The 24685-nt window shown below is 60.2% G+C and carries 27 protein-coding genes and 1 rRNA gene; 16 read left to right on the top strand and 12 right to left on the bottom strand.

The features are described 5' to 3' along the window. Window positions 1-155: 155 nt before the first annotated feature. Window positions 156-1692 (bottom strand): 16S ribosomal RNA (locus ACA067_RS07560). A gap of 670 nt (window positions 1693-2362) precedes the next feature. On the opposite strand from ACA067_RS07560, the gene rhtA reads away from it, so the two are divergent. Further along, window positions 2363-3250, top strand: coding sequence for a threonine/homoserine exporter RhtA (gene rhtA / locus ACA067_RS07555; RefSeq protein ID WP_497461234.1), 888 nt, complete (start codon window positions 2363-2365; stop codon window positions 3248-3250). 172 nt (window positions 3251-3422) lie between these two features. Continuing rightward, complete coding sequence (locus ACA067_RS07550; RefSeq protein WP_497461233.1) at window positions 3423-3704, top strand: hypothetical protein; 282 nt, start codon at window positions 3423-3425, stop codon at window positions 3702-3704. A gap of 9 nt (window positions 3705-3713) precedes the next feature. On the opposite strand, the gene ACA067_RS07545 is transcribed toward ACA067_RS07550, so the two are convergent. Continuing rightward, on the bottom strand, window positions 3714-4274 hold the full coding sequence (locus ACA067_RS07545; protein ID WP_497462743.1) for a TetR/AcrR family transcriptional regulator: 561 nt from the start codon (window positions 4272-4274) through the stop codon (window positions 3714-3716). Window positions 4275-4366: 92 nt separating this feature from the next. Here ACA067_RS07545 and ACA067_RS07540 point away from each other — a divergent pair, with 92 nt between their 5' ends. The 3 genes from ACA067_RS07540 to ACA067_RS07530 all read left to right on the top strand — a co-directional run bounded on the left by ACA067_RS07540 (window position 4367) and on the right by ACA067_RS07530 (window position 6331). Then, window positions 4367-5095, top strand: a complete 729-nt coding sequence (locus ACA067_RS07540; protein WP_497283970.1) for an SDR family oxidoreductase — start codon at window positions 4367-4369, stop codon at window positions 5093-5095. Window positions 5096-5131: 36 nt separating this feature from the next. Further along, complete coding sequence (locus tag ACA067_RS07535; RefSeq protein ID WP_497461232.1) at window positions 5132-5722, top strand: 2-hydroxychromene-2-carboxylate isomerase; 591 nt, start codon at window positions 5132-5134, stop codon at window positions 5720-5722. A 321-nt stretch (window positions 5723-6043) separates the two neighbouring features. Further along, window positions 6044-6331 (top strand): hypothetical protein, encoded by a 288-nt coding sequence (locus tag ACA067_RS07530; RefSeq protein ID WP_497461231.1) that lies wholly within the window; start codon window positions 6044-6046, stop codon window positions 6329-6331. A gap of 109 nt (window positions 6332-6440) precedes the next feature. Here ACA067_RS07530 and ACA067_RS07525 read toward each other — a convergent pair whose 3' ends face one another. From ACA067_RS07525 to ACA067_RS07505, 5 genes are all read right to left on the bottom strand, one after another. Then, entirely contained in the window at window positions 6441-8249 is a 1809-nt protein-coding gene (locus tag ACA067_RS07525; RefSeq protein ID WP_497461230.1) for an aminopeptidase P family protein, read from the bottom strand. Between the two features lie 57 nt (window positions 8250-8306). After that, window positions 8307-9473, bottom strand: coding sequence for an aminotransferase class V-fold PLP-dependent enzyme (locus ACA067_RS07520; protein ID WP_497461229.1), 1167 nt, complete (start codon window positions 9471-9473; stop codon window positions 8307-8309). A gap of 204 nt (window positions 9474-9677) precedes the next feature. Beyond that, window positions 9678-10292, bottom strand: a complete 615-nt coding sequence (locus ACA067_RS07515; protein ID WP_497461228.1) for a LysE family translocator — start codon at window positions 10290-10292, stop codon at window positions 9678-9680. A 98-nt stretch (window positions 10293-10390) separates the two neighbouring features. Beyond that, window positions 10391-10660, bottom strand: a complete 270-nt coding sequence (locus ACA067_RS07510; protein WP_497461227.1) for a hypothetical protein — start codon at window positions 10658-10660, stop codon at window positions 10391-10393. A gap of 221 nt (window positions 10661-10881) precedes the next feature. Continuing rightward, complete coding sequence (locus ACA067_RS07505; RefSeq protein WP_497461226.1) at window positions 10882-11247, bottom strand: antibiotic biosynthesis monooxygenase; 366 nt, start codon at window positions 11245-11247, stop codon at window positions 10882-10884. A gap of 95 nt (window positions 11248-11342) precedes the next feature. Between ACA067_RS07505 and soxR the strand changes: the two genes are divergently transcribed. The 11 genes from soxR (at window position 11343) to ACA067_RS07450 (ending at window position 19932) form a co-directional block, all read left to right on the top strand. After that, window positions 11343-11810, top strand: coding sequence for a redox-sensitive transcriptional activator SoxR (gene soxR / locus ACA067_RS07500; protein WP_497461225.1), 468 nt, complete (start codon window positions 11343-11345; stop codon window positions 11808-11810). Window positions 11811-11985: 175 nt separating this feature from the next. Then, on the top strand, window positions 11986-12444 hold the full coding sequence (locus tag ACA067_RS07495) for a VOC family protein (RefSeq protein WP_497461224.1): 459 nt from the start codon (window positions 11986-11988) through the stop codon (window positions 12442-12444). 110 nt (window positions 12445-12554) lie between these two features. Beyond that, window positions 12555-13430 (top strand): alpha/beta fold hydrolase, encoded by an 876-nt coding sequence (locus tag ACA067_RS07490; RefSeq protein WP_497461223.1) that lies wholly within the window; start codon window positions 12555-12557, stop codon window positions 13428-13430. Window positions 13431-13692: 262 nt separating this feature from the next. Then, complete coding sequence (locus tag ACA067_RS07485) at window positions 13693-14892, top strand: PepSY-associated TM helix domain-containing protein (RefSeq protein ID WP_497461222.1); 1200 nt, start codon at window positions 13693-13695, stop codon at window positions 14890-14892. Next, window positions 14889-15431 carry a PA2404 family protein gene (locus ACA067_RS07480; RefSeq protein WP_497461221.1) on the top strand — a complete coding sequence of 181 codons (543 nt, stop codon included), beginning with the start codon at window positions 14889-14891 and terminating at the stop codon, window positions 15429-15431. The genes ACA067_RS07485 and ACA067_RS07480 overlap by 4 nt, the downstream gene beginning before the upstream one ends. Then, window positions 15428-15757, top strand: a complete 330-nt coding sequence (locus tag ACA067_RS07475) for a hypothetical protein (protein WP_497461220.1) — start codon at window positions 15428-15430, stop codon at window positions 15755-15757. The genes ACA067_RS07480 and ACA067_RS07475 overlap by 4 nt, the downstream gene beginning before the upstream one ends. Then, the gene (locus ACA067_RS07470; RefSeq protein ID WP_497461219.1) at window positions 15754-16326 is read left to right on the top strand and encodes a DUF6162 family protein; all 573 of its coding nucleotides are present in this window, start codon (window positions 15754-15756) and stop codon (window positions 16324-16326) included. Before ACA067_RS07475 ends, ACA067_RS07470 begins: the two co-directional genes overlap by 4 nt. A gap of 35 nt (window positions 16327-16361) precedes the next feature. Then, window positions 16362-17288, top strand: coding sequence for a metal ABC transporter substrate-binding protein (locus ACA067_RS07465; RefSeq protein ID WP_497461218.1), 927 nt, complete (start codon window positions 16362-16364; stop codon window positions 17286-17288). Further along, a complete protein-coding gene (locus ACA067_RS07460; RefSeq protein ID WP_497461217.1) occupies window positions 17285-18130 on the top strand; it encodes a metal ABC transporter ATP-binding protein in 846 nt (281 codons plus the stop codon). Before ACA067_RS07465 ends, ACA067_RS07460 begins: the two co-directional genes overlap by 4 nt. Further along, window positions 18130-19029 (top strand): metal ABC transporter permease, encoded by a 900-nt coding sequence (locus tag ACA067_RS07455; RefSeq protein ID WP_236480984.1) that lies wholly within the window; start codon window positions 18130-18132, stop codon window positions 19027-19029. The genes ACA067_RS07460 and ACA067_RS07455 overlap by 1 nt, the downstream gene beginning before the upstream one ends. Beyond that, window positions 19030-19932, top strand: coding sequence for a metal ABC transporter substrate-binding protein (locus ACA067_RS07450; protein WP_497461216.1), 903 nt, complete (start codon window positions 19030-19032; stop codon window positions 19930-19932). It begins immediately after the preceding gene. A gap of 217 nt (window positions 19933-20149) precedes the next feature. Here ACA067_RS07450 and ACA067_RS07445 read toward each other — a convergent pair whose 3' ends face one another. From ACA067_RS07445 to ACA067_RS07425, 5 genes are all read right to left on the bottom strand, one after another. Then, window positions 20150-20377 carry an MbtH family protein gene (locus ACA067_RS07445; protein ID WP_008152757.1) on the bottom strand — a complete coding sequence of 76 codons (228 nt, stop codon included), beginning with the start codon at window positions 20375-20377 and terminating at the stop codon, window positions 20150-20152. Window positions 20378-20459: 82 nt separating this feature from the next. Continuing rightward, the gene (locus ACA067_RS07440) at window positions 20460-21872 is read right to left on the bottom strand and encodes an aspartate aminotransferase family protein (protein WP_497461215.1); all 1413 of its coding nucleotides are present in this window, start codon (window positions 21870-21872) and stop codon (window positions 20460-20462) included. A 75-nt stretch (window positions 21873-21947) separates the two neighbouring features. Beyond that, window positions 21948-22433 carry a GNAT family N-acetyltransferase gene (locus tag ACA067_RS07435; protein ID WP_497461214.1) on the bottom strand — a complete coding sequence of 162 codons (486 nt, stop codon included), beginning with the start codon at window positions 22431-22433 and terminating at the stop codon, window positions 21948-21950. Window positions 22434-22644: 211 nt separating this feature from the next. Further along, complete coding sequence (locus ACA067_RS07430; RefSeq protein WP_497461213.1) at window positions 22645-23970, bottom strand: ATP-binding protein; 1326 nt, start codon at window positions 23968-23970, stop codon at window positions 22645-22647. Beyond that, on the bottom strand, window positions 23967-24647 hold the full coding sequence (locus tag ACA067_RS07425) for a response regulator (RefSeq protein WP_497461212.1): 681 nt from the start codon (window positions 24645-24647) through the stop codon (window positions 23967-23969). The genes ACA067_RS07430 and ACA067_RS07425 overlap by 4 nt, the downstream gene beginning before the upstream one ends. Window positions 24648-24685: the final 38 nt, after the last annotated feature.

Raw genomic sequence — 24685 nt, 5'->3', positions numbered from 1 at the left:
AAAGAACGATCTAATCAAAGACTAGAAATCAATATTCATCTGCGAATATTCATTTCTAAACTCTAACGAAAAAGACAACCATATGGATGCCTATCGCCTCTACAGTGAATCAAGCAATTCGTGTGGGAACTTATGGAGCAGCTGATGTCGTCGATTAAGGAGGTGATCCAGCCGCAGGTTCCCCTACGGCTACCTTGTTACGACTTCACCCCAGTCATGAATCACACCGTGGTAACCGTCCTCCCGAAGGTTAGACTAGCTACTTCTGGTGCAACCCACTCCCATGGTGTGACGGGCGGTGTGTACAAGGCCCGGGAACGTATTCACCGCGACATTCTGATTCGCGATTACTAGCGATTCCGACTTCACGCAGTCGAGTTGCAGACTGCGATCCGGACTACGATCGGTTTTCTGGGATTAGCTCCACCTCGCGGCTTGGCAACCCTCTGTACCGACCATTGTAGCACGTGTGTAGCCCAGGCCGTAAGGGCCATGATGACTTGACGTCATCCCCACCTTCCTCCGGTTTGTCACCGGCAGTCTCCTTAGAGTGCCCACCATAACGTGCTGGTAACTAAGGACAAGGGTTGCGCTCGTTACGGGACTTAACCCAACATCTCACGACACGAGCTGACGACAGCCATGCAGCACCTGTCTCAATGTTCCCGAAGGCACCCATCCATCTCTGGAAAGTTCATTGGATGTCAAGGCCTGGTAAGGTTCTTCGCGTTGCTTCGAATTAAACCACATGCTCCACCGCTTGTGCGGGCCCCCGTCAATTCATTTGAGTTTTAACCTTGCGGCCGTACTCCCCAGGCGGTCAACTTAATGCGTTAGCTGCGCCACTAAGAGCTCAAGGCTCCCAACGGCTAGTTGACATCGTTTACGGCGTGGACTACCAGGGTATCTAATCCTGTTTGCTCCCCACGCTTTCGCACCTCAGTGTCAGTATCAGTCCAGGTGGTCGCCTTCGCCACTGGTGTTCCTTCCTATATCTACGCATTTCACCGCTACACAGGAAATTCCACCACCCTCTACCATACTCTAGCTTGTCAGTTTTGAATGCAGTTCCCAGGTTGAGCCCGGGGATTTCACATCCAACTTAACAAACCACCTACGCGCGCTTTACGCCCAGTAATTCCGATTAACGCTTGCACCCTCTGTATTACCGCGGCTGCTGGCACAGAGTTAGCCGGTGCTTATTCTGTCGGTAACGTCAAGACAGCAACGTATTAGGTAACTGCCCTTCCTCCCAACTTAAAGTGCTTTACAATCCGAAGACCTTCTTCACACACGCGGCATGGCTGGATCAGGCTTTCGCCCATTGTCCAATATTCCCCACTGCTGCCTCCCGTAGGAGTCTGGACCGTGTCTCAGTTCCAGTGTGACTGATCATCCTCTCAGACCAGTTACGGATCGTCGCCTTGGTGAGCCATTACCTCACCAACTAGCTAATCCGACCTAGGCTCATCTGATAGCGCAAGGCCCGAAGGTCCCCTGCTTTCTCCCGTAGGACGTATGCGGTATTAGCGTCCGTTTCCGAGCGTTATCCCCCACTACCAGGCAGATTCCTAGGCATTACTCACCCGTCCGCCGCTCTCAAGAGAAGCAAGCTTCTCTCTACCGCTCGACTTGCATGTGTTAGGCCTGCCGCCAGCGTTCAATCTGAGCCATGATCAAACTCTTCAGTTCAAACATCTTTGGGTTTTTAAGAAACCCTAAACTTGGCTCAGCAATCGTTGGTTACATCTTTGATTTCTCGCGGAGTAACTTGTGATGCTGATAATCTTGTTGACTATCAGTCTGACTCCACAAGCACCCACACGAATTGCTTGATTCAGTTGTTAAAGAGCGGTTGGTTAAGATCTTTCGTCTCAACCGAGGCGCGCATTCTACGCTTTCCTCTGCTGCTGTCAAGCGGTTATTTTCAGAAGTTTTCAAAGTTTCCTTTGCAACTTCAACCACTTGCGCTTCCGATCTCTCGTTAGCGGGAGGCGAATTCTACAGCGTTACTCGCTGCTGTCAACACCTCTTTTTCTCCGCTTTCGACCGAGAAGATCGAACCGTCAAAAGAGCCAAACATCACCGCTCTTTCAACTCCTTCTGGGCTTCGATGAACTGAAGCAACTCGCTGCCGAAAACTGCGTAACTCTTTGTTTACCAAGGAGTTTTCCGTTTCGACTGCGCCGGAAGTGGGGCGAATTATAGACTTCCAGAATCTGCCGTCAAGCCCTGATTACGCATTTCTATCAAGATCTGCAAAAACGCCGCTTATATATAGACGCGCCTGCAACGAATGCGCAGTATATTGCTCAACAATCAGCACTACACTCTCGTTTCCTACTTCGGACGATGCCACGCAATGAATAACCAACCCCGCAGTCTTGCCTCGACCCTGTTCTCGGTTGGCCTGCTATTAATAGCCATGGCATCGATCCAGTCTGGAGCCTCCCTGGCCAAAAGCATGTTTCCCGTTGTGGGTGCTCAAGGGACCACTACCCTGCGCCTGATTTTCGCCAGTGTGATCATGCTGCTGATACTGCGCCCATGGCGGGCGACGCTCACGGCGAAATCCCTGCGCACCGTTATTGTCTACGGGATGGCGCTGGGCGGCATGAACCTCCTCTTCTATATGTCCTTGCGCACCGTGCCCCTGGGTATCGCGGTGGCACTGGAGTTCACCGGTCCCCTGGCGGTTGCCATCTATGCCTCGCGCCGCGCCATCGATTTTGTCTGGATCGCCCTGGCTGCCGTCGGCCTGATGCTGTTGATACCGACTGGAGCCGCCTCCGCCAGTATCGATCTGGCAGGGGCCGGTTACGCCTTGGGGGCGGGTGTCTGCTGGGCGCTTTATATCCTGTTCGGGCAAAAAGCCGGTGCCGACAATGGCGTGCAGACCGCAGCACTGGGGGTGATGATTGCCGCACTGTTCGTCGCCCCGATCGGCATCGTGCATGCGGGCGCCGCCCTGCTGACTCCATCGCTGATCCCCATCGCCATTGGTGTCGCCCTGCTGTCCACGGCATTGCCCTACACGCTGGAGATGGTCGCACTCACCCGCATGCCGGCCCGGACCTTCGGCACGCTGATGAGCATTGAACCTGCTATCGGCGCACTGTCCGGCCTGCTGTTCCTCCAGGAATACCTCTCGCTGTCACAGTGGATGGCTATCCTGTGCATCATTCTGGCGTCCGTCGGTGCGACCATGACCATGGGCAACGCCGTCAAGCCCGCCGTCGTGGCGGATTGATATCAGATTTTTAACGAGGGTCTGGTATTTACCGCGCAATTAGGCCATGTTTAGACCCGTAACCCGGTGCCAGACATGGATTTTCAAGGATAGGGACATCGGAGACGCTTCCAGCGAAAGCGAATACAGCAAGACCCGGGCATCAAGATCCGGGGACGCTATAAGGACAGTAATGAAACGAATTTTGATACTGATCGCCGTGCTGGCAGTTGCGGGCTGCGCGGCGACGTCGAAACCCACGATCAAACATGGCAAGAAAGGGCTGCATATCAACTGTTCCGGGCTGTCGTCATCCTGGGACAAGTGCTACGCCAGCGCGGCCAATTCATGTGCGCCCAAGGGTTACAAGGTCATCGCCAAGTCGGGGGACGCGGTGGAAGAACCCGGCGATTATCCATTTGGTCTCAATCCTGCCGGCTACACCAGCCGCAGCATGATCGTCATCTGCAAATAGGCCGCCTGGTCAGGTTCGCGGACCTGCGAGCTGGCGGCCAATCTCTTCATGACTGGACTTCAGCACCCTGCGCTGCAGGTCTGGAGTGGCCAACATGCGCGCCACGACCAACGCACCGATGCATTGCGACAGTATCGCCCAGGCCAGGCTGTCACTCTCCAGGACCTGCGCCCAACTCTCCTGCAACCGACAAATCCAATGCTCAGCCTGCTGGCGAATCGCGATGTCCGAACGGGCAATCTCCGCTCCCAGGGCCGGTAACGCACAGCCGGACCCCGGATGCTCAACATGGGCCATGGTCAGGTAATGCTTCAGGCAACGCTCAAGCTTGCCCCGGTCCTGGTCAGCCCCCAGCCGAGCCAGGCTTTGGCCCAACTCGCGCTCGACGATTGACGAGAACAGTTCATCCTTCGACGAAAAGTGGCTGTAAAAAGCCCCGCCACTCAAGCCGATCGCTTTCATCAAGCCGTCGACACCTACCGTTGAAAAACCGGATTGCTTGGCCGACACCGCACTGCTTTGCAGCAGCTTCTCTTTGGTTTCCTGCTTGTGACTGGCCGAGTAACGCATTGCCTTGCCCCCAGAGTTGATCACCTTGACGCCTGTCGAATCGTAGCATAACGTTCGTTTAGTTAACGATCGTTTATCAAAGGGATCTACCCATGAACAATAAGAAGGTCGTACTGGTTGTCGGCGCAGGGGATGCCACCGGGGGTGCCATCGCCAAGCGTTTTGCCCGGGAAGGTTTTGTGGCCTGTGTCACTCGGCGCAGCGCGGACAAACTCCAGCCACTGGTAGAAGCCATCCAGGCCAGTGGCGCACAAGCCCACGGATTCGCCTGCGATGCGCGCAAGGAAGAAGAGGTGATTGCGCTGGTCGAACAGATCGAAACCGAGATCGGGCCTATCGAAGCGTTCGTCTTCAACATCGGCGCCAATGTGCCGTGCAGCATTCTCGAAGAAACCGCCCGCAAGTATTTCAAGATCTGGGAAATGGCCTGCTTCTCAGGGTTTCTCAATGGCCGTGAAGTGGCCAAACGCATGGCCGGGCGTCAACGCGGCACCATCCTGTTCACCGGCGCCACCGCCGGCTTGCGCGGTGCGGCGGGGTTTGCGGCCTTTGCCGGCGCCAAACACGGGATTCGCGCGCTAGCCCAAAGCATGGCCCGGGAACTGGGCCCGATGAATATTCACGTCGCCCATGTCGTGGTCGACGGCGCCATCGATACTGACTTCATCCGTGACAGCTTTCCGGAGAAATACGCGACCAAGGAGCAGGACGGCATCCTCAACCCCGAGCACATCGCCGAGAACTATTGGTACCTGCACAGCCAGCCCCGGGACGCCTGGACCTTCGAACTGGACCTGCGTCCGTGGAATGAGCGTTGGTAAGCCCTCCCCTACAACAATAAGCAGAGCACATCGACCATGAGCAAAACCCTGGAGTTCTTTTTCGACCTCGGCAGCCCCGCGACCTACCTGGCCTATACCCAACTGCCGAAGATCTGCGCGCAAACCGACAGCCAGTTGATCTACATTCCGATCCTGCTGGGTGGCGTCTTCAAAGCCACGGGCAACGCCTCCCCGGCGACCATCCCGGCCAAGGGCCGCTACATGTTTCAAGACCTGGACCGCTATGCCCGGCGCTACGGCGTGCCACTGAAGTTCAATCCGCACTTTCCCATCAACACCCTGATGCTCATGCGCGCCGTCACGGGCATGCAGTTGCGCCATCCGGAAGGCTTTCAGGCGTTCATCGACTGCCTGTTCCACGCCCTCTGGGTTGAAGGGCGCAGTCTCGATGACCTGGCGACTGTCGCGTCGGTGCTGACACAGAACGGCTTCGATCCGGATGACGTGCTGGCCCTGACCACCGATGAGCAAGTCAAAGCCGCCCTCAAGGACAACACCGAGAAAGCTGTGCAACGGGGCGTATTCGGCGCACCGAGCATGTTTGTCGGTGATGAGTTGTTCTTTGGCCAGGATCGGCTGGAGTTCGTGCTTGAAGCCTTGAGTTAAATTTCCGCGACCAACCGCCCTTGAGCAGCGCCAGAACCGAGCAGCTTATGGGCGGCTTCAATCTGGTGCTTGTGATCCGACTCGAGGGCGACCACTTCTGACACCCTATTCGGAAACGTCCTATTTACTCTCAGCGCCCTTGTCCTGAAACTTTGGTCGGTTACTTCGCTCGATTCCAGCTCACTAGCGAGTCGATACGATTCATTGAATAGCGGAGGATTTCCTGCCGCCTATGGAGGGCTGGACAATGGGACGTGGAACTGTAAGCGGATTAGCCATTCGTACCCGGACCGACCTACTTGCCCCTCCAAATCCTCGGGTATGAAAAAGTCGCTTTTCATCATTGCATTAACCCTACTGACCGCACTCTTCGTCGGGCATTACGAGGTGCTGGAGGATGCTGAGACACGTAGTGTCGTCTTCATCAAACAATCACCAACCTTTCAAGTTAAGTTTCGACATCTTTTCGCCAACGATGCGGACGATAAGCCGCTTAGCCAATTAAGCAATGAAGAGCGGCAAGCGGTGATCAACTACTGCAAATACCGCCTGGGTGTCACTACTGACTTGAAAACTCAAGACGAGCTGGAGGTGTGCAAACAACGGTAAGTTCTGTCGAGTATCAGGAGCACTGTCAGCCTTATCTGATGTAGAGGGAGCCACTTGCGAATCGTCGCCAAGAGCCAGGCGCTGGCAACAGCGCCTGGACTCATGCCGATCAGATAGCGGCGGTTCGAGTGTTCAACCATTCGAGCGCTGCACCGTCGAGCAACGGGCTCAGACGTTTGCGTACCTCGGCGTGGTAAGCGTTGAACCACTGTTTTTCATCTTCGGTCAGCAACGACGGCTTCAGGCAGCGAGTGTCGATCGGGCACAGGGTCAGGGTCTCGAATTTCAGGAACTCACCAAATTCGCTCTTGCTCGCCTCGCGGTTCAATACCAGGTTCTCGATCCGCACGCCCCAGCGGCCCGGACGGTAGGTGCCCGGTTCGATGGATGTGATCATGCCTGGCTGCATTGCCGTTTGCGGCGCGGCTGCCGCCTGATAGGCGATGACCTGCGGACCTTCGTGCACGTTGAGGAAGTAGCCGACGCCATGACCGGTGCCGTGACCGTAGTCGACGCTTTCGGCCCAGATCGGCGCGCGAGCGATGGCATCCAGCAATGGCGACAGAATGCCTTTCGGGAATTGTGCCCGGGACAAGGCAATCACGCCTTTGAGTACCCGCGTGCAATCGCGTTTCTGCTCATCCGTCGGCGTACCGACCGGGACCATCCGCGTGATGTCGGTGGTGCCGCCCAGGTATTGGCCGCCGGAGTCGATCAGTAACAGACCGTCACCCTCGATCACCGCATGCTCCTCTTCGGTGGCGTGGTAGTGCGGCATCGCGCCATTGGCATTGAACGCGGCAATGGTGTTGAAGCTCAGGGACACATAACCCGGACGTCGGGTACGCGCGGCTGTCAGGTGTTCGTCGATGGTCAGTTCGGTGATGCGCTCACGACCCCATGCCGACTCCAGCCAGGCGAAGAATTCGCACAACGCCGCGCCGTCCTGCTCCATGGCCTGACGAATATGCTCGGCATCGGCCAGGCTTTTCTGCGACTTGGCCAATGTCGTCGGGTTCAGGCCCTCGACCAGTTTCACCCCGCTGTTCAGGTTATCCAGCAAACCCGCCGTCACCCGCGCCGGATCGACTTGCAGGCTGGCGCCGCTCGGCACGGCACGCAAGGCGTCGGCCACTTCGCTGTAATCGCGCAGGGTCACGCCGTCCTGCTCGAGGATCGCGCGCAGTTCGCTATCGACCTTGCTCAGGGCGACGAACAAGGTGGCCTGCTGCTGGTTGATCAAGGCGAAAGAGACGAACACCGGGTTGAACGACACATCGCCGCCGCGCAGGTTGAACAGCCAGGCGATATCATCGAGGGTGGCGATGAAATGCCAGTCGGCACCGCGCTCCTTCAATACCTCGCGCAGCTTGGCGAGCTTCTCACCGCGGCTGACAGTCGCCTGCGGCGGCAAGTGTTGATAGATCGGCTCGTTCGGCAGGTTCGGGCGGTCGCTCCAGACTTCGCTCAACAGGTCGATGTCGGTACGCAAGCGAGCGCCGCGTTCTTCGAGCTTGCCGCCCAGGGTACGCGCCGAGGCCACGGCCATCACTGCACCATCCACCGCGACGACGCCGCCTTCGGGGGTTTGCTCGGCCAGCCAATCCAACGGGCCGGGTTGACCCGGTTGCAGCTTGACCAGCTCGATGCCGCTGCCCTGGAGTTCCTTGGTCGCTTGTTCCCAGTACCGGCTGTCAGCCCAGACTCCGGCAAAGTCCCTGGTCACGATCAGTGTGCCGACCGAGCCATGAAAGCCCGACAACCACTGCCGCCCTTGCCAATAGCCCGGCAGGTATTCCGACAGGTGCGGGTCGGCCGACGGCACCAGCAGAGCGTGAATGCCCTCCCGGCTCATCAGCTCGCGGGTGTGCGCCAGGCGCTCGGGCACCGATCCATTGATCGAAGGCTGCGTACTCATCGTGTCTCCTGCTAACCACTTCATCATTATTGTTGAGTGCCGATCGAAGCCGGCGCTTTATGGCCCTGTCGCCCAGAATGCCGGAGCACTGGCGCAGGCCGATTTGATCAGGTGTACCGCTTGATCGATGTCCTGCTCGGTGGTGAAACGTCCCAGGCTCAAGCGGATGGTACGGCTCGCCGAGCGGGCGTCGTGCCCAAGGGCCAGCAGCACATGGGAGGGCGCATTGCTGGCGGAGTTACAGGCCGAGGTCGCGGAAAACGCGATCGAGGCGCTCAACGCCGCAGAGCTGAACTCGCCTTCGTTGAAGGTCAGGCTCAGGGTATGGGGAATGCGCCGGGTCGGGCTGCCATTGAGGCGAACGCCAGGAATGCCCAGCAGCGGCTCGAGCAGACGTTCACGCAGATGCTCGATCACGACTTTCTCATCCTCGAACAATTGTCCCGCCAACGCAAAGGCCGCGCCCATGGCCGCGATCTGGTGAGTCGCCAGCGTTCCGGAACGCAAGCCACCTTCGTGACCGCCACCGTGGATCTGCGCCTGCAAGCGCTGCTGTGCGCGAGGTCCGACGTACAACGCGCCGATGCCTTTGGGGCCATAAATCTTGTGGGCGGAAAACGACATCAGGTCCACCGGCCATTCGGCCAGATCGATCGCCACCTTGCCCGCGCCCTGAGCCGCGTCGACATGGAACAACGCATCGCGATCACGCACGACCTGGCCGATGGCCTGGATGTCATTGACGGTGCCCAACTCATTGTTGACCAGCATCAGCGAGACCAGGAAGGTGTCCTCGCGCATCGCTTCGCTGACGGCTTGCGGGGTAATCAGGCCTTCGGCGTCAGGCACCAGATACGTCACTGCAACACCGGCGTCCTGCAATTGTTTCGCCGTGTCGAGGATGGCCTTGTGTTCGATCTGGCTGGTGATGATGTGGCCGCCAGCTACGCCGCGAGCCTGGGCCACGCCCTTGAGCGCAAGGTTGTTCGATTCGGTGGCGCCGGAGGTCCAGACGATCTGCTCCGCCTGGGCACCGACCAGTTCCGCCACCTGACGCCGTGCCTGCTCGACCGCTTGCCGGGCCAGCTGGCCGAACGCATGGGAGCTGGAAGCCGGGTTGCCGAAATTGCCGTTGAAACCCAGACATTCGATCATGACCTGGATGACCCGCTCATCCACCGGCGTGGTGGCGGCGTAGTCGAAATACAGTGGACGTTTATTCATAAAAGACTCGCAGAGCGTGTTCCGGGATCAGGAAGCTCGTTACCGAACGGTCTAGGCGCAACCTCGTGAGCTGCGTCGATCGTCCGGAACCTTAGAAATACCTGATCGGAGGCCGTTAAAGAAGAACAACTTCATTTAAAAGTGCGTAGGAACGCTCCTGAAGTCGAGCTTAACAGGCATCGGGCAACCGGTTGAAGCAATGCCTCAGTGAAAGCTTTCGAGCAATATCGGATACAGCGAAGCCACCAGCAGCGCGGCCATGCCCCAATTGAACAGGCGCAACCAGCGGCGATCCTTCAGCACGTTGCGCAACAGCGTGCCGCAAGCGGCCCAGACACCGACGCTCGGCAAGTTGATCAGGGCAAAGACCGCGGCAATCACGATCACATTGGTGAAATAGCCCTGCAGGGGCGTGTAAGTGCTGATGGCACCGATTGCCATGATCCAGGCCTTGGGGTTGACCCATTGAAACGCCGCCGCACCCAGGTAGCTGATCGGCTTGGCCTCACTCTGCCTGGCGTCCGAGACGGGTCCGGAATGAGCGATTTTCCACGCCAGGTACAGCAAATATGCAGCACCGATGTAACGCAGCACGGTGTAGAGCAATGGATAGGTTTGAAACACCGCGCCCAGGCCGAAACCCACCGCCACGACCAACACGAAGAAACCGCAGGTGATGCCAAGCATATGGGGGATGGTGCGATTAAAGCCGAAGTTCACACCCGATGCCAGCAACATGGTGTTGTTCGGGCCTGGGGTGATCGAGGTGACCAGGGCAAACAGGGCGAACCCCAGCAGCAGATCGAGCGAGAGCGTCATCGGTGGCAGTCCATCAGGGGCAGTCAGGTATTGACCCTATCGCACACCTTGCGCAAAACCCACGGACAGTTGGGTGAAACTTCGAGCAGTACAGTCGCTCAGCTTGGGCGACCATGAAGTTGTACGGCACGTTCGGCGCTCATTTCCCCTTGTTTGTCGAAGCTGAACGACTTTCGCGGCTCGCCAAGCAGTTCGGTTTTTTTTGCGTGGTATTCATCGAAGGACAAGCCACGACGATTCAATGCCTCCAGCGCCAGTTCCTTGCTTTCTTCAGCGGTGTAGGGCCGCAGTTCCGGGGGAACGTGGCTGGCGCATCCTGCGAGAACGGAGGCGGCTAGCAGCAGGAAAGTGGCGAGTAGAGGTTTCATGGTCTGGCGTCCTGACATCTGGGTTCGGGGCAATGAACACAGGCTACTCGCGCCTTTGGATGGACAGAAATCAACGCTCTCGATAGTGGGTATTGAATTTGGCTAACGTTGCTGTAGGGGCTGACGAGTGAAACGAGGCTGCGATCTTGTGATTTTAAAAGATCAAGATCAAAAGATCGCAACCTCGTTTCACTCGTCAGCTCCTACAGTTGTCCGTCGATCTAACCCACCAGATTACAGTGCAGCGCATTGTCGTGGCTGCGCTCCAGACTGTGCAGCACCTGGAACGAACCGAAGGTCACGGTTTTCGCCTGATGAGCGCGAATCAGCTGCCAGAAATCCTGTTCGCCGCTTTCAAAACCCTGAAACGCGGCTTCCCCGGCCTCGCGGGATTGCCATTGCAGATAATTGAGCACCCGCCGACCGTCGTCGCTGGCCTGGATACTGGCGCTCAGAAACCCTGCGTAGCACTGGGCCAGGCGTTCGGTTTGTGCCGCCAGCGCCGATACCAGTGCCGGTTGCCGATGGGGTTCGATCTCGAATTCGATCAATTGGGTGAAGCTGCGATTTTTCTCTAGCGCCTGCATGAATAGTCCCCACTCACCTGTAAGACGGATCTTGCGATCCGAAGGCCTGCAGGGTAAAACCTCGAGTTAACTAGAGGTCAAGGGGCATTTTTTAAATGGTCACCTCGGAAAATCTGCATAAAGAACTCACGGTCGGCCAAGTGGCCGCGCGCAGCGGCGTGGCCGTCACCGCCCTGCACTTTTATGAATCCAGGGGGCTGATCAAAAGCAATCGCAATCAGGGCAACCAGCGGCGCTATCCGCGGGAAGTGTTGCGGCGAGTGGCGTTGATCAAAGTGGCCCAGCGGCTGGGCATTCCGCTGGCGGAGATCGGCCAGGCCTTGAAAGCGCTGCCGGACAGCCGGGCGCCGACGGCGGCGGACTGGAAACTGTTGTCGGCAAGATGGAGTCGGGATCTGGATGAGCGGATCAATCAGCTGACGTTGCTGCGGGACAAGCTCAACGGCTGCATAGGCTGTGGATGTTTGTCGATGGAGGCATGTCCGTTGCGTAATTTTGGTGATGTGTTGGGGGAACAGGGTCCGGGGGCGCAGCTCCTGGAATCGGGGCCGGGTTCCAAATAGCGGTGCGGCCATCGCGGGCTTGGGTGCTGCCGCGGGCTGCGATTTTTTGTGAACTTGACGACGGTTAAAGATCAAAATCAAGAGATCGGCGGCCCGAACCTTCGGCATCTCCTACACTGGTTCGGCTGGAGACTGACGAAAACTCGTCAACTCACAACAAAAAGGGAGAACCGTCATGAGCGTCAAACCGATTCCAGAGGGTTATCACAGCATTACCCCGTATCTGGGCATTCAGAAAGCGGCCGAAGCCATCGATTTCTACAAGAAAGCCTTTGGCGCCACCGAAGTCATGCGCCTGTCCATGCCGGATGGTGGCATCGGCCATGCCGAACTGCGTATCGGCGATTGCCCGATCATGCTGGGCACGCCTTGCGATCAAGGGCCGCTCAGCAATCCGGACACCTCGCCTTCCGTGGGGCTGCATCTGTACGTGAACGATGTGGACGCGTCCTTTAAACAGGCGATTGCGGCAGGCGGCACGGTGGTGTCCGAGGTCAAGGATCAGTTTTACGGCGACCGTTCGGGGACCTTGAAGGATCCCTATGGGCATTTGTGGTTCCTGGCTACGCGCAAGGAGGACCTGACTCAGGAGCAGATTGAGCAGCGGGCGAAGGAGATGTTCCAGCAGGGTTGAAATCTTCGGCCTCCTTGAACACACTTCATGAACACTCGCACCACACTTTGCGACTTGTCCTTGCGCGCCAACAATTTCAGGATGCAGGCATTACAACAAGGAGGCTCCCCATGTTTGCCGGATTCCTGAAAGACCAGCGCCACGTCAACGGTGTGGACATTGCCTACCGCATCGGCGGCAGCGGGCCGGGCCTGCTGCTGTTGCACGGTCACCCGCAGACCCACGTCATCTGGCACAAGGTCGCCGAACAACTGGCCGAGCACTTCACGGTGATCGCCGCCGACCTGCGCGGTTATGGCGACAGCAGCAAACCACCGGCCGACGACCGGCACAGCCACTATTGCAAGCGCGAAATGGCCAAGGACAGTGTGGAGCTGATGAAGTCCCTTGGTTTCGAGCGGTTTTCAGTACTGGCCCACGACCGTGGCGCCCGGGTGGCCCATCGCCTGGCGCTGGATCATCCCGACGCCGTGCAACGCATGGTGCTGCTCGACATCGCGCCCACCTTGGCGATGTACACACAAACCCACGAAGCCTTTGCCCGCGCCTACTGGCACTGGTTCTTCCTGATCCGCCCCGCGCCATTGCCGGAAACCCTGATCGAAGCCGACCCCCAAGCCTATCTGCGCAGCGTGATGGGCAGTCGCAGCGCGGGGCTAGAACCCTTCACCGCCGAGGCTTTTGGCGAATACTTGCGCTGCCTGAAACTGCCGGGCGCCGCCCGCGGTATCTGCGAGGACTACCGCGCCAGCGCCAGCATCGACCTGGAGCATGACCGCGCGGACATCGAGGCTGGCCATCACCTGGACCTGCCATTGCTGGTGCTGTGGGGCGCCGAAGGCACGGTCGGGCGCTGCTTCGACCCGCTCAAGGAATGGCAACAGGTTGCCACCGATGTCCGCGGCAAGGCGCTGCCCGCCGGCCATTACCTCGCTGAAGAAACCCCTGAATTGCTGCTCGCCGAAACGCTGGGTTTCTTGCTCTGAGCTCGATGCCTGACTGATCTGAATCAACTTGCCGCCGCTGGCCATCCCTGGCTTGCGGCGGATAGGCATGCCCCGGGAAAATCAGCTATTGTGAAATGCGAAACATTTTCTTTCATATTCCCCTTCGGGATTTCCGATACTCATTCGTCTTATATAGATGCAGTCGGGCCGCGTAGGCAAAAGCCACAGCCGGACCTTTCATGGACCTCATCGCTGGGAAGCCCGCAGCAGAGGCCCTCTCATCGATACAAGACCTTTAATCATGTCGAAGAAATCCCGCTCAAAACTCTGGTTTCTGGTCCATAGCTGGCTGGCCTTGCCGATCTGGTTTTTCGTGCTCATCGTCTGCGTAACTGGCACCCTGGCGGTGGTCAGCCAGGAAATCGTCTGGCTGGCCAACCCGCAAATGCGCGCCAGCCAGCCTGCTGACGATGCGCCCTTGCTCAGTTACGACCAGATCATCGCCGCCATCAAGAAGGCTGAGCCCGACACCCTGGTCGAGTCCATCAGTCGGCCCGACGAATCACACTTCGCCCTCGACGTGGACGTCAGCTACCCCGACGGTCGTTCGGTGACGGTCTACGTCAACCCGTACAGTGGTGTCATCCAGGGCACGGCCCCGCAATTCAATTTCAAGGCGTTTACCCGCGCACTGCATGGCTGGTGGCTGGTGCCGTTCACCAACGGTTACAGCTGGGGCTGGTACCTGGTGTCGTTCCTCAGCCTGCCGTTGCTGGCGTCCCTGGTCACCGGGCTGGTGGTCTACAAGCGTTTCTGGAAAGGCTTCCTGCGCCCGACCCTGCGCATTCGTCACGGCGCGCGGATTTTCTGGGGCGACTTTCACCGCCTCAGCGGCATCTGGTCGATCTGGTTCATTGCGGTGATTTCCGTCACCAGCACCTGGTTCCTGATCGAAGCCTTCATGTTCGATAACCAGATTTCGATTTCCACCGCGCCGGTGGCGCTGGTGGTCCCGCGCGAGAGCGTGCCGATGACCGACGATGGCGCGCCGGCACCGATGATCAGCCTGGAGGCCGCGACTGCGCAGGCCAAGGCAAGCATTCCCGGGCTGGAAGACAGTTTCGTCAGCCTGCCCGCCAATGCCTACAGCTACCTCTCGGTGGGTGGCCGCAGTTGGTACCCGCTGATATTCCAGACCGCCGAAATCAACCCGTACACCGGCGACGTCGGCGCGACCCGCCTGCTGTCGGACCGCTCGGGCCTGGAGCTGGTGACCGAATCCATGCGGCCGCTGCACACCGGCGATTTCGGTGGCCTCTGGATCAAGCTGATCTGGTTCTTCTTCGGCCTGATCCTGAGCATGATGGTGCTCAGCGGCCTGTTGATCTGGACCAAGCGCACGGCCCTGGCCACGGCCAACGCCCTCAAGCGCAGCAACAAAACCCCGCGCAACCAGACCGCTGCGGCCTCCAGCCGTGAAACCACGGAGGTCAGCCAATGAGCCTGTTCGCCGCTGAAAAACCGGGTTCGAAACTGAGCCGTTTCTGGCACAAATGGCGTTTTCACATCAACGTCCTGCTGTTGCTGGTGCCGCTGGGGTTCATGCCCAAGTATTTCGCCGATGCCGCGCTTTTTCGTGGTGATACGGGCCTGGGCGAGCGGGAAATCGGCGAGGTTCAGGTCGGACCCTGGAGCCTGCGCCTGGCCGAATTGCGCAATGAAGCACCGAGGCTCGATGGCCCGGCCGGTTACATGAAGAACTTCAACGCGGCGCTGTGCGACAGCTGCCGCGATCAGGTCAAGGCGACTTACCTGCGCATCGGTAAGCCACGCAGCCTGCGCGCCGCTGGGGTGATTTTCTTCGGCACGCCGCACCGCATGGGCGCGATGCTGCCGATCCCCGAGAAGACCAAGGCCGACGCCGAGCTGTGGATCACCATGGAAGGCTGGGACGGCGCCATGCATCAGGCATCCATTCCGCTCAGCCAGGCCTCCCCGGCCACCCTCGCCTGGCTGAACCAACAAAGAGGCAAACCATGATCAATGTTACCCGTCCTCTGAGCGCCGCGTTGCTGGTGCTGTGCGCCGGTTTCAGCGCCAGTGCCCTGGCCCACAATCCGATGTGCGAGTGCAAGGCCATCGACGCCGAGCAGATCCAGTGTACCGGCGGCTTTTCCGATGGCAGCGGCGCGCCGGGTGTGACCCTGGACGTGATCGGCTACGACGAAACCATCCTGGTACCGGGCAAGCTCGGTGCCGATTCGACCCTGACCTTCAAGAAGCCCGGCGCCGAGTTCTACGTGCTGTTCGACGCCGGTCCCGGTCACGTCGTCGAGATCGACCAAGCGGACATCGAGGCCCCATGACCACGCCAACCACGCACATCGTCCGCCCGGCCGGAGCCGGTCATGAAACCCTTTATGTGCTGCTGTTGTGTCTGATGATCCTGGCGGTGGCCGGCTCGGTGGTCGCCTGGCGCGGTGAGTCCCAGGAGGTCAGCAGTGTCGGTAGCCATCAACTGGATGCCCGTCGCGACCTGAGCGCCTCCGAGCAAGGCATCTACGCCGACCTGCGGGTAACGCTGGACGAAATTCACCTGTTGCGCCAGGAACAGCAAACCCTGCCGACGCCTGAAGTCCTCGCCGATGAAGGTTTTGCGCCGTTTGCCCAGGATGCCAGTTCCGTCAGCCGTGGCGGCCATGCCTGGCAATTGCTCGACGCCAAGGCTTACTTCGGCCAGAGCCAGGCCCCCACCGTGGCCGGCTCGTTTCTGATGCGCCTGAGCGCTGACGACGATGCACCGGACATCTGGCTCAACCCCGGCAAAGCCCTCGCCGCCCCGACCGACCTCACTGACGCCGCGCTCGAAAGCACCGGCTGGCAGCAGATCGTCGCGCAATTCGATGCCGGCGTGACCCGCCAGCACCGGCACTGAACCCTCGCCTTCACCCGAGAGAAGACCGCTTGCCCATGCCTAGTTCATCTCAACGCTCATTCCTGCGCCTGCTGCTGGTCGGCCTGCTCGCCTGCCTGCTGACACCCCTGGCCAGTGCCGACGAGGCCAAGCGCCTGCGCATCGGCATCACCCTGCACCCTTATTACAGCTACGTGGCCAACATTGTCGGCGACAAGGCCGAGGTGGTCCCGCTGATTCCGGCCGGTTTCAATCCTCACGCCTATGAGCCCCGGGCCGAAGACATCAAGCGCATCAGCGGGCTGGACGTGGTCGTGCTCAATGGCGTCGGCCATGACGACTTCGCCGACCGCATGATCGCCGCCAGCGAAACCCCGAACGTGCCGGTAATCGAAGCCAATGAAAACGTGCCTTTGCTGGCCGCCACCGGCGTCGCCGCCCGCGGCGCCGGCAAGGTCGTGAACCCGCACACCTTCCTGTCGATCAGCGCCTCGATTGCCCAGGTCAACAACATTGCCCGGGAGTTGGGCAAGCTCGACCCGGCCAACGCCAAGACCTACACCCAGAACGCCCGCGCCTACGGCAAACGCCTGCGGCAGATGCGCGCCGACGCCCTGGCCAAACTGACCCAGGCGCCGAACGCCGAACTGCGGGTGGCTACGGTGCACGCGGCGTATGACTACCTGCTGCGCGAATTCGGCCTCGAAGTGACCGCCGTGGTCGAGCCGGCCCATGGCATCGAGCCGAGCCCGAGCCAGCTGAAAAAGACCATCGACCAACTGCGCGAACTGGATGTGAAAGTGATCTTCTCCGAAATGGATTTTCCATCCACTTACGTCGAGACCATCCAGCGTGAATCCGGGGTGAAACTGTATCCGCTGTCGCACATTTCCTATGGCGAGTACACGGCCGACAAGTACGAAAAGGAAATGACCGGCAATCTCGACACCGTGGTCCGGGCGATTCAGGAGTCGGGGAAATGACGGCTAAAGAAAAGCTCATCGACTCCGAATCCCCTGTGGGAGCGAGCCTGCTCGCGAAGGCGTCCGCTCAGTCAACATCATCGCAAAATGAGATACCGCTTTCGCGAGCAGGCTCGCTCCCACAAGTATCATCGGGGCCGACCCTGGATTTTGCGGATGTCAGCCTGACCCTCGGCCGCACCACGATCCTCGACCAGGTGACCTTCCAGGTCCAGCCCGGCAGCGTGCATGCGCTGGTCGGCCCCAACGGGGGCGGCAAGAGTTCACTGATCAAGACCCTGCTCGGGCAGATGCCGCATCAGGGTCGCTTGAGCCTGCAATGGCCGGGCACGCCCGGGACCATCGGCTACGTGCCGCAGGCGCTGGAATTCGACCGCGGCCTGCCGATGACCGTCGACGATTTCATGGCCGCGATGTGTCAGCGGCGTCCGGCGTTCCTCGGTTTGAGCAAGCATTACGCAGCAGCGATAGGTGAAGCCCTGGAACGGGTCGGCATGCAGGACAAGCGCAAACGACGCATGGGCGCCTTGTCCGGCGGCGAACGCCAGCGCGTGTTGCTGGCTCAGGGGCTGATTCCGGCACCGCAATTGCTGGTGCTCGATGAGCCGATGTCGGCCCTCGATGAGGCGGGCATCCGGGTGTTCGAACGGCTGCTCGGCGACTGGCGCCAGAGCGGTATCACCGTGCTGTGGATCGAGCATGATCTGGAAGCGGTCGGGCGTCTGGCCGATCGCGTCACCGGGCTCAATCGTCGGGTGTTATTCGATGCCACGCCGAAACAGGCACTGACGCCGGAACGTTTGCTGACCCTGTTCTCCACCCATCCACGGAGCGCTGCCTGATGAGTTACGAAGCCTTTCGCTTGATGGTCCAGGGTTGGGCCTCATCGGGTTATCTGCCCGAGGCGCTGGCCTATGGATTCGTGGTCAACGCCCTGCTCGCCGGCTTGCTGATCGGCCCGGTGCTGGGCGGCCTGGGCACGCTGGTGGTGGTCAAGCGCTTCGCGTTTTTCTCCGAAGCGGTGGGTCACGCGGCATTGACCGGCGTGGCCGTCGGCATCCTGCTCGGTGAACCCTACACCGGACCTTATGGCAGCCTGTTCGGCTACTGCCTGCTGTTCGGCATCTTGCTCAACTACCTGCGCAACCGCACCGGCCTGGCGCCGGATACCTTGATCGGCGTGTTTCTCTCGGTGTCCCTGGCGCTGGGTGCCAGCCTGCTGCTGATTCTGGCCGGCAAAATCAACGTGCACATTCTGGAAAACGTATTGTTCGGCTCGGTGTTGACGGTCAACGGCAATGACCTGCTGGTGCTGGCCATCGTCGGTTCATTGGTCATGGCGCTGGCCTTGCCGCTGTACAACCGCATCATGCTCGCCAGTTTCAACCCGCAACTGGCGGCGGTGCGCGGTGTGGCGGTGAAAACCCTGGATTACCTGTTCGTGATTCTGGTGACCCTGATTACCGTGGCCGCCGTTAAAGTCATCGGCGCAATTCTGGTCGGCGCCCTGCTGGTGATTCCGGCGGCGGCGGCGCGCTTGCTGAGCCAGTCGTTGAAGGGCTTCTTCTGGTGTTCGGTGTTGATCGCCACGGTCAGCACGCTGTGCGGGATTCTCGCGCCGATTGTCTTCGACCTGCCTATCCCGTCCGGCGCCGCGATCATTCTGGTGGCCGGCATCGCCTTCGCCCTGGCCGCCATTGCCCGTGGTGTCGTCCCAAGTCTGAAAGGGAACCTTGGATAAATGACTTTTTCTCTGCGTCAATTGACCCTGGCCATGGCCTTATGCGGGCTGGTCCATACCTCCTTTGCGGCGGACAGCGGCAAACCGCTGCGCGTGCTGGCGTCCTTGCCGATCACCTACGGTCTGGGCGAAGTCTTGCTCAAGGGCACCGACGTCAACCTTGAGCGAGCGGCGCCGGCGAACCTGCCTGGTAGCCGTCAGACCGCCTACTTTACCGGACGTGGCGCGCCGGCACTGGCCAAACTGGCGACCGACGCTGATGCAGTGATCGGCCTGCGTTCGCTGTGGACGGATGATCCGCTGTACCCGATCTCCCGGCGCAGCAATATCCGTATCGTCGAAGTCGATGCCGCTCGCCCGGTGGACGGCGCCCTGCCCGGCATCGCCGTACAGCCGGGCAACAAGGTCGATGGGTTGAACAGTCAGCCGTGGTTTTCCAGCAACAACATGGGGCGGATGGCGGACGTCATGGCGGCGGATCTGGTACGCCTGGCACCGGAGGCCAAGCCGAAGATCGAGGCCAACCTGGCAGCGCTGAAACAGCGCCTGCTCAAGTTCAGTGCAGACAGCGAAGTGCGGCTGGCCAGTGCCGACAACCTCAGTGTGATGAGCCTCAGCGACCATTTCGGTTACCTGATTGGCGGGCTCAATCTTGAGTTGGTCGGCGTCGATGCACGGCCGGATGCCGAGTGGACGCCGGAGGCGCTCAAGCAATTGGGCGCGACGCTCAAGGACAATGACGTGGCGGTGGTGTTGCATCATCGACAGCCGTCGGACGCGGTGAAAGCGGTGATTGCCGAGGCTGGCTGTCGGTTGGTGGTGTTGAGTACCGATGCAGCGGATCCGGTGGCGGAGCTGGAGGAGAATGTGGATTTGGTGATCAAGGGGTTGAGCGGGGTGTAACGTCAGTTATTCCGCGTTATCGTTCTTCGTCGGAACGCCGCCCGGAGCAAGCCCGCTCCCACACTCGATCTCTTGCGAACACAGAATTTGTGATCGCCAGAGATTAAATGTGGGAGCGGGCTTGCTCGCGAAGGCGGCTTATAGACAACACAAATTCCAGATCTGAAAAAGCCCGCTGACTGTCACCCGTTCAGCGGGCTTCTTTATGGACGGTGACTCAGTGAGCCACAGCCGCCTGCTCTTCCATCTTCTGTCGCAGGCTCAACGGCCGCATGTCGGTCCAGGTTTCTTCGATGTAAGCCAGGCATTCCTTTTTCAGGCCGCTCTTGCCCACGGTGCGCCAGCCGGCAGGCACGGCCTTGTAGTCGGGCCAGATCGAGTATTGCTCTTCGTGGTTGACCACGACCTGAAAGAGAATGTCCTCGCGGTCGAATACTGACGTCATGGTGTGTCTCCATCGCTGTAGGGGTGGGCTGCGCTGCATGCGCAGCCGGTCTGTAGAAGGAACGTTCGAGGGGCCGGAAAATTTATAGGCTGGCGGTCGCCGCAGCCATGGCCCGGCCGAAAATCTCGGCGACCCGATCGATTTCCGCGGCGGTAATCACCAGCGGCGGCAGAAAGCGCACCACGCCGCCGTGACGACCACCCAGTTCGAGGATCAAGCCGCGCTTGAGGCATTCGCGCTGGACCAGCGGCGCCAGGCGCGCAAAGATCGGCGGGTGACCCTGGGCATCCGGCGCGCCGGCCGGGTCGACCAGCTCTACGCCAAGCATCAAGCCACGACCGCGGATGTCCCCCAACTGCGGGAAGTCCCGCTGCAGAATGTGCAGGTGCTCGCTCAAGCGGTCACCCATGGCGGCCGCGTGCTCGCAGACTTTGTGTTCGATCAGGTAACGCATCACCGCGGAGCCAGCCGCCATCGCCATCTGATTGCCGCGGAACGTCCCGGCATGGGCGCCCGGCAGCCAGGTGTCGAGCCAGTCGCGATAGACCACCACCGCCAGCGGCAGGCTGCCACCGATGGCTTTGGACAGCACCACCACATCCGGAATGATCCCGGCATGCTCGAAAGCGAACATCTTGCCGGTGCGGGCAAATCCGCTCTGGATTTCATCGACGATCAGCGCCACGCCAGCCTGTTCGGTAATCCGCCGCAGGCCGCGCAGCCAGTCGAGATCGGCCGGGATCACCCCGCCCTCGCCCTGCACCACTTCGACGATCACCGCTGCCGGCAACTGCACGCCGGCTTCCGGGTCATTGAGCAGGTTCTCCAGGTAATTGAGGTTGACCTGTACCCCTTGCGCGCCGCCGAGACCGAACGGGCAGCGGTAATCGTAGGGGTACGGCATGAACTGCACGCCGTTACTCAGCAAGGCGCCCAAGGGTTTTTTCGGCCCCAGACTGCCCATCAGGCTCAGCGCGCCCTGGCTCATGCCGTGGTAACCGCCCTGAAACGACAGCACGGTGCTGCGGCCGGTGGCGGTGCGCACCAGTTTCAGCGCAGCTTCCACCGCGTCGGTGCCGGTGGGGCCGCAGAACTGGATTTTCGCCTCAGCGGCCATGGCCGGTGGCAGCAGGCCAAACAGGTCCTGGACGAATTGATCCTTGACCGGGGTGGTCAGGTCGAGGGTATGTAACGGCAGTTCATCGCTTAGTACTTGCTGGATCGCTTCGATCACCACCGGGTGGTTATGCCCCAGTGCCAGCGTGCCGGCGCCGGCCAGGCAGTCGATGAACGTGCGACCTTCGACATCCTCGACGTGGATGCCCTTGGCGCGCTTGAGTGCCAGTGGAATGCGTCGCGGGTAGCTGCGGGCATTCGATTCCTGCTGGCTCTGACGGGCCAGCAACGGCGATTCGTTGAAATGATAAAGCACCTCGGTGGGCGCCGGAGTGATCCGGGCCGGCTGATCTTCCACAAGGCTGGTAGCGACTGACATCTCTCGACCCCTAAAAAGGTTTTCCTGTTGTGGAAACGCATCAGGGCCTCGGGGATTTAGCCCTCTGACCCGCTTTCATGAAGGTGGCGACAGGCCCTTGTGCATGGGAATGGCGTGGAGCCCTGCGACCGCGAAGGTTCGGGCGCAAGGCCGGTAACCCAGATGGCGATAAAAGGCTTCGCTGGTACGCGTACTGTTGAGCTGAGCCCGGTGCAAACCCCGGCCGATCAACCAACCCTCGAGGTCGCGCACCAGCGCTCGCCCGGCTCCCCGGCGAAACCATTCAGGTTGCACGTAACAGAATGCGACCTTGCCGCTGATCGCCGCCATGGCGACGCCGACCGGCTTGTCCTGCAACAGGGCGATGTTCAGATACAGTCGTCGGTCAGCCAGCCACGGCAATACGTGTTCGATGGTCTTGTTGTGGGTCCAGTTGGCGACCGTACGTGGGTCGTTGCGGTGGTCGAGCGCACAACCGACGCGAATGGAACGCTCGACGATGCGGCTGATGATGCCGGCGTCGGCGGGGGTAGCCTTGCAGATGTGTATGGGTGCATCCATGGCGCTGTTACCTCAATCCATTGAGTCAAAGCTGGCGGAGACGATAGCGCCGGTAGGGGCTCGAACGCCAATGGAGAGAAGTTACATTTGATGAGCGACGCAGATCCCATGTAGGAGCTGCCGGAGGCTGCGATCTTTTGATCTTGTTTTTAAAACGAGGATCAAAAGATCGCAGCCTGCGGCAGCTCCTACAGGGGGATTGTGGTGTTGGTTAGATCGGTTGCAGCGGCATGGTCAACTTGACCCGCAACCCATCCGGCCGGCTGTCGAAATGCAGGGTACAACCGCAGCGCTGGACGATGGCCTGGACTATCGCCAGTCCCAAGCCACAGCCAGTGCTCTGGCCGTTGCGCCAGAAACGTTGGGTCAGGTGTTGCAGATCGTCTTCGGCAATGCCCGGGCCATGGTCGCGCACCACAAACTGCACGCGATTGCCGGTGGTTTCCAGACTCAACTCCACCGGCCCGTCACCGGGGGTATGACGCAGTGCGTTGTCCAGCAGGTTGCGCAGTGCCGCGATGGACAATACGGCCGGCATTTGTACCGGAGCGTGAGAGATCTTCGGCGGTACCTGGAATCTGATTCGCTGGCGATCACCGCTGGCGGCGTCTTGAATCGCCAGTTTAGCCACTTGCTCAGCGCTGCATTGCGCACCATCGTCGAACGACAGGCTGCCCTCGACCCGCGCCAGCAGCAACAATTGTTCAAGGGTCCGGTGCAGGCGATCGGCGCCCTCTTCGGCCCGGGCCAGGGACTGATCCCGGGATGCGCCGTCGGTCATGCGCGCCACTTGCAGGTGTGTCTTGATCGCCGTCAGCGGGCTGCGCAACTCGTGGGCCGCGTCACCGGTCAGGCGGCGCTCGCGCTCGATGGTCTTGCCAATCCGCTGCAACAGCTGGTTCTGGGTATCGAGCAAGGGTTGCAGTTCACTGGGCAACGGCTGGATCTGCAACGGCTCCAGGGAATCGGCGCTGCGCCGTTTCAAGGCATCGCGCATGCGATTGAGCGGCGCCAGCCCCTGACCGATGCCCAGCCAGAGCAGGCACAGGCAGCCAAGCAACGCCACGCCTACCGGCACCGAAGCGGCCAGCAGGATCGACATGTTCAGGGCTTCGCGCTCGATCTGCCGGTCCGCCGTGGTGATGCGCAGATCGCCGCGGGCCAGGGTGAAACTGCGCCACGGCGCGCCGTCGATCATCTGATCGTGGAAGCCCATCTTCTCGGCTTCCAGGGTTTGTTGCGGGTCAGTGTGGCTGCGGGCGAGGATTTCGCCACGCAACGAGCTGACCTGACACGCCATGCCGCCGGGGATAGTCAGTTGTTCGGCGCTGAAATGGGTGCCCTCGCCCTTGCTCGGCAACGCCGGCAATTGCTCCATCAGACCGGCGACCATGCGCGCCGACGCCACCAGCCGCTGGTCGAGGGAAAACATCATTTGATTGCGCAGGTCGCTGAGCATCCAGGCCGCCGCCAAGGCCCAGATCAGCGTAAAAGCGGCGCCTAGCGTGAGGCTCAGGCGCAAACGCAGGCTCATCACTTCGATTGATCTCCCCCGTCCGCCGGCCCCAGGCGATAACCCAGGCCGCGCACGGTCTCGACGATTCCGTTACCCAGTTTACGCCTGAGGTGATGGATATGAACGTTGAGGGCGTTGCTTTCCAGTTCGTCGTTGAAGCCGTAGACACTGTCCTTCAGCTGCTCGGTGGACAGCACCCGGCCACGGTTATGCAACAAGGCCTGCAACAGTGCCTGCTCACGACGCGACAGGTCGACCGGCTGGCCGCCGAGCAGGGTTTCGCGACTGCTCGGATCGTACGTCAGCGCACCGTGCTCGATCAGGTTGACGCTGCGCCCGGCCACCCTGCGCAACAAGGTGTGCAGACGCGCCGCCAGTTCGCGCAGATCGAAAGGTTTAAGCAGGTAATCGTCGGCACCGGCCTGCAAACCGTCGACCCGGTCGGTGACCGAGTCCCGCGCGGTGAGAATCAGCACCGGAATGTCGAGGCCATGATGGCGCAACTGCTGCAACAGCTTCAGCCCGTCCTCATCGGGCAGGCCAAGATCGAGCACCATCACATCGAACTCGGCGACCTTGAGCATCGCCCGGGCTGCCGAGGCAGTGGCCACGTGTTCGACCGTCAGGCCCTGAGCGGTGAGGCCGGCGACAATGCCGCTGGCGATCAGCTCATCATCTTCGCAAACCAGTACGTGCATGCTGAAACCTGTGGATAAAAGGTGATTAGGCCGGTGCC

Source organism: Pseudomonas sp. LBUM1674 (assembly GCF_059695635.1).
Note: the sequence above shows the minus strand (reverse complement) of the source record. Positions and strands in the feature narration are given on the sequence as shown.

Bases quoted from the DNA above. Each gene is read 5' to 3' on its own strand.
- ACA067_RS07535 (WP_497461232.1), top strand. From the start codon at position 5,132: ATGAGCAAAACCCTGGAGTTCTTTTTCGACCTCGGCAGCCCCGCGACC.
- ACA067_RS07450 (WP_497461216.1), top strand. From the start codon at position 19,030: ATGACTTTTTCTCTGCGTCAATTGACCCTGGCCATGGCCTTATGCGGG.
- ACA067_RS07470 (WP_497461219.1), top strand. From the start codon at position 15,754: ATGACCACGCCAACCACGCACATCGTCCGCCCGGCCGGAGCCGGTCAT.
- ACA067_RS07455 (WP_236480984.1), top strand. From the start codon at position 18,130: ATGAGTTACGAAGCCTTTCGCTTGATGGTCCAGGGTTGGGCCTCATCG.
- ACA067_RS07520 (WP_497461229.1), bottom strand. From the start codon at position 9,473: ATGAATAAACGTCCACTGTATTTCGACTACGCCGCCACCACGCCGGTG.
- ACA067_RS07510 (WP_497461227.1), bottom strand. From the start codon at position 10,660: ATGAAACCTCTACTCGCCACTTTCCTGCTGCTAGCCGCCTCCGTTCTC.
- ACA067_RS07425 (WP_497461212.1), bottom strand. From the start codon at position 24,647: ATGCACGTACTGGTTTGCGAAGATGATGAGCTGATCGCCAGCGGCATT.
- ACA067_RS07550 (WP_497461233.1), top strand. From the start codon at position 3,423: ATGAAACGAATTTTGATACTGATCGCCGTGCTGGCAGTTGCGGGCTGC.
- ACA067_RS07485 (WP_497461222.1), top strand. From the start codon at position 13,693: ATGTCGAAGAAATCCCGCTCAAAACTCTGGTTTCTGGTCCATAGCTGG.
- soxR (WP_497461225.1), top strand. From the start codon at position 11,343: ATGGTCACCTCGGAAAATCTGCATAAAGAACTCACGGTCGGCCAAGTG.
- ACA067_RS07515 (WP_497461228.1), bottom strand. From the start codon at position 10,292: ATGACGCTCTCGCTCGATCTGCTGCTGGGGTTCGCCCTGTTTGCCCTG.
- ACA067_RS07490 (WP_497461223.1), top strand. From the start codon at position 12,555: ATGTTTGCCGGATTCCTGAAAGACCAGCGCCACGTCAACGGTGTGGAC.
- ACA067_RS07540 (WP_497283970.1), top strand. From the start codon at position 4,367: ATGAACAATAAGAAGGTCGTACTGGTTGTCGGCGCAGGGGATGCCACC.
- ACA067_RS07495 (WP_497461224.1), top strand. From the start codon at position 11,986: ATGAGCGTCAAACCGATTCCAGAGGGTTATCACAGCATTACCCCGTAT.
- ACA067_RS07545 (WP_497462743.1), bottom strand. From the start codon at position 4,274: ATGCGTTACTCGGCCAGTCACAAGCAGGAAACCAAAGAGAAGCTGCTG.
- ACA067_RS07440 (WP_497461215.1), bottom strand. From the start codon at position 21,872: ATGTCAGTCGCTACCAGCCTTGTGGAAGATCAGCCGGCCCGGATCACT.
- ACA067_RS07445 (WP_008152757.1), bottom strand. From the start codon at position 20,377: ATGACGTCAGTATTCGACCGCGAGGACATTCTCTTTCAGGTCGTGGTC.
- ACA067_RS07460 (WP_497461217.1), top strand. From the start codon at position 17,285: ATGACGGCTAAAGAAAAGCTCATCGACTCCGAATCCCCTGTGGGAGCG.
- ACA067_RS07530 (WP_497461231.1), top strand. From the start codon at position 6,044: ATGAAAAAGTCGCTTTTCATCATTGCATTAACCCTACTGACCGCACTC.
- ACA067_RS07480 (WP_497461221.1), top strand. From the start codon at position 14,889: ATGAGCCTGTTCGCCGCTGAAAAACCGGGTTCGAAACTGAGCCGTTTC.
- ACA067_RS07465 (WP_497461218.1), top strand. From the start codon at position 16,362: ATGCCTAGTTCATCTCAACGCTCATTCCTGCGCCTGCTGCTGGTCGGC.
- ACA067_RS07475 (WP_497461220.1), top strand. From the start codon at position 15,428: ATGATCAATGTTACCCGTCCTCTGAGCGCCGCGTTGCTGGTGCTGTGC.
- ACA067_RS07505 (WP_497461226.1), bottom strand. From the start codon at position 11,247: ATGCAGGCGCTAGAGAAAAATCGCAGCTTCACCCAATTGATCGAATTC.
- ACA067_RS07525 (WP_497461230.1), bottom strand. From the start codon at position 8,249: ATGAGTACGCAGCCTTCGATCAATGGATCGGTGCCCGAGCGCCTGGCG.
- ACA067_RS07435 (WP_497461214.1), bottom strand. From the start codon at position 22,433: ATGGATGCACCCATACACATCTGCAAGGCTACCCCCGCCGACGCCGGC.
- rhtA (WP_497461234.1), top strand. From the start codon at position 2,363: ATGAATAACCAACCCCGCAGTCTTGCCTCGACCCTGTTCTCGGTTGGC.